Below are 5,314 nucleotides of genomic sequence, written 5' to 3' on the forward strand. Positions count from 1 at the left end.
CCTATACACTATCGAAAATGGGGGGCAGCCGCTATACCAGCCTCGGGAAGTGGGCAAGTGCATCATGGGCAATTTCGAGGCGAGCGCATTAAACTTCGCCAAACAAGATCCGCCGCATGAAACTAGCCGAAGACAGCGAGCCCGAAAATTGACCCGGCTTTCATCCCTGAGACAGCAATTCACGCCTTCGCGGATCAACAACTACTTCTCCATCCTTTGCTTCTTTTTTCCACCGGTTCTGGGATCGGTGGTCAGCTTTGTATTCAATGGCGGAGGCCTTTCGTCAGTCCTGCTGACTGCTTTACGGAAAAGGCGCTTCAACGCCGACCGGGCCATGATCTGGATGACGGTCGCGATCTATGCCTACTGCGCCTCCAATCTCCTGGCGTCCATCGTCAACAATTCGTTCGCCCGGGATGCGCCACATCTTATCCCGCTCGTCACCTTCCTGTTTTTTCCCGTGTCCTATTCGACCTGGAGCATCACTCAGAAAACCACGCTTACCCGCATCATCGTGCTTTCCAGCATGGCCGCCTGTTTTGCCGCGCTGCTCATGGCCGTCATCCAGCAATATTGGATTGGCGTCAGGGCCGAGGGTGGAGCCGGAAATCCGATCGTCTTCGCAACCGTGGTGTGCCTTGCCGTGGTGATGTGTGTGGCTGGCGCCTTGTCCGGTGTTGAGCAAGCCCGGACACCCCTCTTCTACGCGGCACTGGCAGGGACGATCGCCGTCATCTATTCCGGCTCGCGTATCGTCTGGCTGGCACTGCTGATCGCCGGCATCGCCGTCATGCTGATCAACCGGCACAGGCTCAGAGGCAGGAATGCCGTTCGCCTGCTGCTGCTGCTGGCAGCGGTCGGCGTCGTGATCGCCGCTTCCAGCTTCCAGGCGATATCCGGGCGGGTCGATTTTTTGCGCTCCGATTGGGGTGCGCTTGGGGCTGGCGGCAATTACGACACCTCGTTGGGAATACGTGTTGCGCTTTGGGAGATCGGCCTCAAAGCATTCCATGACATGCCACTGTTCGGGCACGGTGTGGGTGCAACCCAGCATCTGATCAAGCAGGGCTTTCATGAGCAGTTCGCGATGGACACAGGCTTCAACCATTTTCACAACGGCTTCCTGACCGCCCTGGTGCAAGCGGGAATTCTGGGTGCCGTGACGCTGGCGGCGATCTTTATCGTTGCCGCTGGAAATGCCGCCCGGGTCTTGCGAAACAGCAACGATCCGAGCGAGCGGTTCGGCGCGACCATGATTGTTGTCGTGGTGATCACCTATCTGACGGCCGGAATGACAGGCATCCTGATCGGCCATGACATTCTGGACTCGGTGCTGATGGTCTTCCTGGTGAGCGGAACATATCTCGCCTCCGGACGCCATGTTCCTTTGTTGGAAGAGCAGGCACTTGCACCAGTGATGGAAGAGCGAGCACTTCCATCAGCCACCAAAGAGCTGTTTCGGGTAAGGCCATGAAGGTTCTGGTCACGGGCGCGACAGGTTTCATCGGGCGCCTTGTCGTGCGCCACCTTCGCGAAGCCGGTGCCGAGCTTCGCCTCGCCTCCCGCCATCCCGAGAGGCTTGGTTCGGAGAACGAGACTGTGCCGATGCCCGGCTTCGATGCGCCGGCCGCCGCCTTCCTGGAACTGACCCGGCATATGACTGACGTCGTCCATTGCGCCGGCCTCAACAATGATCAGGGAAATGCAACCGAAGCCGATTACCAAGCGGCCAATGTGGAACTGAGCGCAAGGCTGGCGCATGCCGCGGCCGCCCAGATAAGCGGACGTTTCATCCATCTCTCCTCGATCCGAGCGGTGATCGGCGCGCACGTCAGCGCAACGATCGACGAGGACACGCTTCCTGCCCCACAATGCGCCTATGGACGCTCGAAGCGCGAAGGCGAGATCAAGGTTTTGGACGCCTACGCGTTACACGGCCGCTCGGACGCCGCCGTGTTGCGCCTGCCTCCGGTTTATGGAAGCGGCATGAGGGGGAATCTGGCAACGCTGATGCGCCTTGCCGATACGCCGCTGCCGCTGCCGACGGGTGCCTTGACCGGAATCCGCTCGCTGATGTCTTCCGAGGCCGCGGTGCGAGCAGTGTCGCACCTGCTCAGCCATTCCGGACCGCTTCGCCCGATCTATGTCGGCGCAGATGTGCCGCCGGTCGCCGTCGAGGCCATCATCGCCGCCTTTCGCAGAGGTTTGGGGCGGCGTGAGCGCCTGATGGCTGTGCCGGCCGGTCTGATACGGCCGGTCGTGGCCGCGCTCGGCAGGCGGGCGTTCTGGGACAGCCTGACCGCGACACAGATATGCGACCCCGCCCTGCTGGTATCGCAGGGGTGGACGCCTGAAGCCCGCACGGTCGAGCGGCTGGCCGAGCTGGCGCGGCTCGGTAGATCCTGACTTTCTTGCTTGACCATGATCTTTCCCAAAAACCGGCTTCCACTTTTTGGGATCATGGTCTGCGGTAGAGCGTTCCAAACAGTATCCGAAGATCGAGCCAGAACGACGCAGTGCGGAGGTAGGCAGCATCCGTTTCGGCCAAAAGCTCCGGGTTCGACATGTCGATGCACCTGATCTGGGCCAGGCCGGTTATGCCCGGCAGCGCCGCCAAAACCCCCAGCCGCCTGCGACACTCGATCAACTCGGTTTGGGTCGGCAGGCAGGGGCGCGGCCCGACCAGGCTCATTTCGCCCTTCAGGACATTCCAGAATTGCGGCAACTCGTCGAGCTTGAACTTCCGTAGGACCTTCCCGACCGATGTCACGGAATCCGCCGGCGCCTCATGCGAGGGTAGTGACGGCGTCCCGACATACATCGTGCGCAACTTGTGGCAGCGAAAAAGCCGACCGTCACGGCCGACCCGCACCTGTGAAAAAATAGCCGGGCCCGGCGACGATGCCCGAACGGCAAGGACGGTGAGCGCCAAGACAGGAGATGTGGCCACCAGCAGCAGAGCCGCACCGGCAATATCGAAGATTTGCTTGGCTGTCTTCATGAACGGCCGATAGTGCTCCCTGCCGAAGTCCCGAGGCAACGCCGCAGGCCAATGCCGTCAATCCGGTCGACGTAGCATGAGCCGATCTCTTGACCAAGCGCGCCACGCAGCCGTCGCAATGTTCAGATGCGCCCCAGGATGAAGGCGAGATAGAGCCCAATGTTTCCGGAAACGGTCTGCCGATAGACGCCGCTTTGGCGCAAGCCTGCCAAGCGGCGGGAAAGGCCACCGTTGCGCCCGCGGATGAAAAGGTCGAGGCACGCCGTCGCGTCCTCGGTCAGGAGATCGCGATTGACGGCGAGACCGTCGAGGTTGAGGTCCGTCCAGCCGGCGAATTCCCCCTTGAACAGGCGGCCAAGCCGAGAGAACCTTGCTTTCCAGGACACGTTGGCGCCGACCAGGTTTGCCGCGTGCTGCCGGTAGCGCACCAGCGGTCGCGGATCGTAGCGGACGATGCCGGCGGCGGCGGTCACTATGAGATAGGCCCACCAGTCATGGCTGACGAACCCGGTCCGCGTGGAGGCCCTGGCCAGCAGGTCGCGTGCCGCGGCGTTGAGCAGGATTGTGTTGCCGCCGGCGATGCTTTGCACAAGCGCATTGCGAAAGGATGGCGGCCGGGCAAACAGCGGCGAATGGCCGACAAGGCTTCCTGTTTCCGTCATGGTTGCGGTTCGCGAACAAAACATCAGCGGGGTTTTCGCATCCTGGGTCCGCATCCAGCTGATAGCGCTCTCCAGCCTGTCGGTCTCCCAGATATCGTCCTGGTCGCAGAAGGCATAGCAGTCCGCCTCGATGCGTCGGTCGACGATCATGGAGCGGAAATTGGCGGCGAAGCCTTGCCGCGGCCCCTCTACCAGCGTCATCCGCCCCTTGGGCCGCCAGCGGGATTTCCATGTCTCGATGATGGCGGTCGTGCCATCGGTGGAGCCATCGTCTGAAATCCACAAGTCGACCAGAGGGTGCGACTGCTCGAGCAGGGACTGCAGCTGCTCCTCGATGAAGGCGGCGCCGTCTTTCGTGCCCATCAGGACCGCGATGCGCAGATCATCTTTGCTCACGAGCAAGATCGCTTTCTGAATTCTGAACGGGCCTAGCTCGCCTGCCCCGCCGTTTTCGGGATCGCGTCTTGACGTGCACTTGCCCTGGCCTTCTTGGCGCGGTCGAGACCTGCCAATGCGGCGAGCGCGCCAGCCTTGTCCTGGTTTTTCGCCGACTGCTGCAGGGCCGTGAGCGCGACCTGGACATCCGACCATTCCACGACGTCCGTGCTGAGGCCGAAAACCTTCGAGATGCCGAGTTCGACGAGTTCCTCGTCTTCGCCATGCAGCGTTTCGTGAAGTTTTTCGCCCGGCCTGATGCCGGTGAACCGGATCGCGATGTCCTTGTATGGGCTCTTTCCGGACAAGCGGATCATCGTTTCGGCCACTTCAAGAATCGGCACCGGCTTGCCCATGTCGAGCATATAGACGGCGTAATCGTGTCCGCTCTGCCGCGACGCGGCATCGGCCGCCGACATGATGACGAGATCGACGGCTTCGGCCACGGTCATGAAATAGCGCGTCATGCGTCGGTCGGTGATGGTGACGGGTCCCCCAGCCTCGATCTGCGCCTGGAATATGGTCGCCACCGAACCATTGCTGCCGAAAACATTGCCGAACCGCACTGCAATGAACTTGGTGGCCGGGAGGCGCCCGCCCGTCTCGCCTGCCGGCGTGCCGTGCAAGGCACTGATGATCTGTTCGGCGGCCCGCTTCGTCATGCCAAGCACCGATGAGGGATCCACCGCCTTGTCGCTCGATATCAGGACAAATTGCGCAACCCCGCACTTGGCGGCAACCTCGGCACAGACGAGCGTTCCGAAAATATTGGTCTGGATGGCCGAATCCCAGTTCTCCTCGAGCAGCGGAACATGCTTGAGCGCCGCGGCGTGAAAGATGATGTCCGGCCGGAATTCGGTGACGACACGCATTATCTGGCGCCGGTCCGCGACATCGACGATGCGGACCTTGAGGCGGTCGTGGTCCTTCTCGTCAACATACTGGCTCAACTGGAAAATGCCGAACTCGGAGTTGTCGGCGACCAGCACCGCCTCGGCTCCCAGTTCCAGCGACCGCTTGACCAGCGTCTGGCCGATTGAACCGGCGCCGCCGGTCACCAGAACGCGTTTGCCGCTGACAAAGGCGCCGATGCGCTGGATATCGGACGCGACCGCCGGACGGCGCAGGATCGTTTCCATCTCGACGGTGTCGAGAACCAGCTTTCCGTGCTGTTCCAACTCCGAAAGGCCTGAGAACTGCACCACATTTATATCGC

The 5,314-nt window shown here is 61.6% G+C and carries 5 protein-coding genes; 2 read left to right on the forward strand and 3 right to left on the reverse strand.

The annotated features are described in order from the left end of the window. Positions 1 to 148: 148 nt before the first annotated feature. Positions 149 to 1,474 (forward strand): O-antigen ligase, encoded by a 1,326-nt coding sequence (locus EN750_RS17115; protein ID WP_127397110.1) that lies wholly within the window; start codon positions 149 to 151, stop codon positions 1,472 to 1,474. Further along, the gene (locus EN750_RS17120) at positions 1,471 to 2,406 is read left to right on the forward strand and encodes an NAD-dependent epimerase/dehydratase family protein (protein WP_127397108.1); all 936 of its coding nucleotides are present in this window, start codon (positions 1,471 to 1,473) and stop codon (positions 2,404 to 2,406) included. Before EN750_RS17115 ends, EN750_RS17120 begins: the two co-directional genes overlap by 4 nt. Before the next feature lie 52 nt (positions 2,407 to 2,458). Here EN750_RS17120 and EN750_RS17125 read toward each other — a convergent pair whose 3' ends face one another. The 3 genes from EN750_RS17125 to EN750_RS17135 form a co-directional block, all read right to left on the reverse strand. Continuing rightward, entirely contained in the window at positions 2,459 to 3,001 is a 543-nt protein-coding gene (locus tag EN750_RS17125; RefSeq protein WP_127397109.1) for a sugar transferase, read from the reverse strand. Between the two features lie 122 nt (positions 3,002 to 3,123). Continuing rightward, positions 3,124 to 4,059 carry a glycosyltransferase family 2 protein gene (locus EN750_RS17130; protein WP_127320325.1) on the reverse strand — a complete coding sequence of 312 codons (936 nt, stop codon included), beginning with the start codon at positions 4,057 to 4,059 and terminating at the stop codon, positions 3,124 to 3,126. A 32-nt stretch (positions 4,060 to 4,091) separates the two neighbouring features. Beyond that, positions 4,092 to 5,314, reverse strand: a 1,223-nt coding sequence (locus EN750_RS17135) for an SDR family NAD(P)-dependent oxidoreductase (protein ID WP_145967735.1), incomplete at its 5' end; no start/stop codon positions are given.

Source organism: Mesorhizobium sp. M7A.F.Ca.ET.027.03.2.1, from assembly GCF_003999175.1.
GTDB lineage: Bacteria > Pseudomonadota > Alphaproteobacteria > Rhizobiales > Rhizobiaceae > Mesorhizobium.

Coding starts and splice junctions, on each gene's coding strand:
- EN750_RS17120 (WP_127397108.1), top strand. CDS start 1,471: ATGAAGGTTCTGGTCACGGGCGCGACAGGTTTCATCGGGCGCCTTGTC.
- EN750_RS17125 (WP_127397109.1), bottom strand. CDS start 3,001: ATGAAGACAGCCAAGCAAATCTTCGATATTGCCGGTGCGGCTCTGCTG.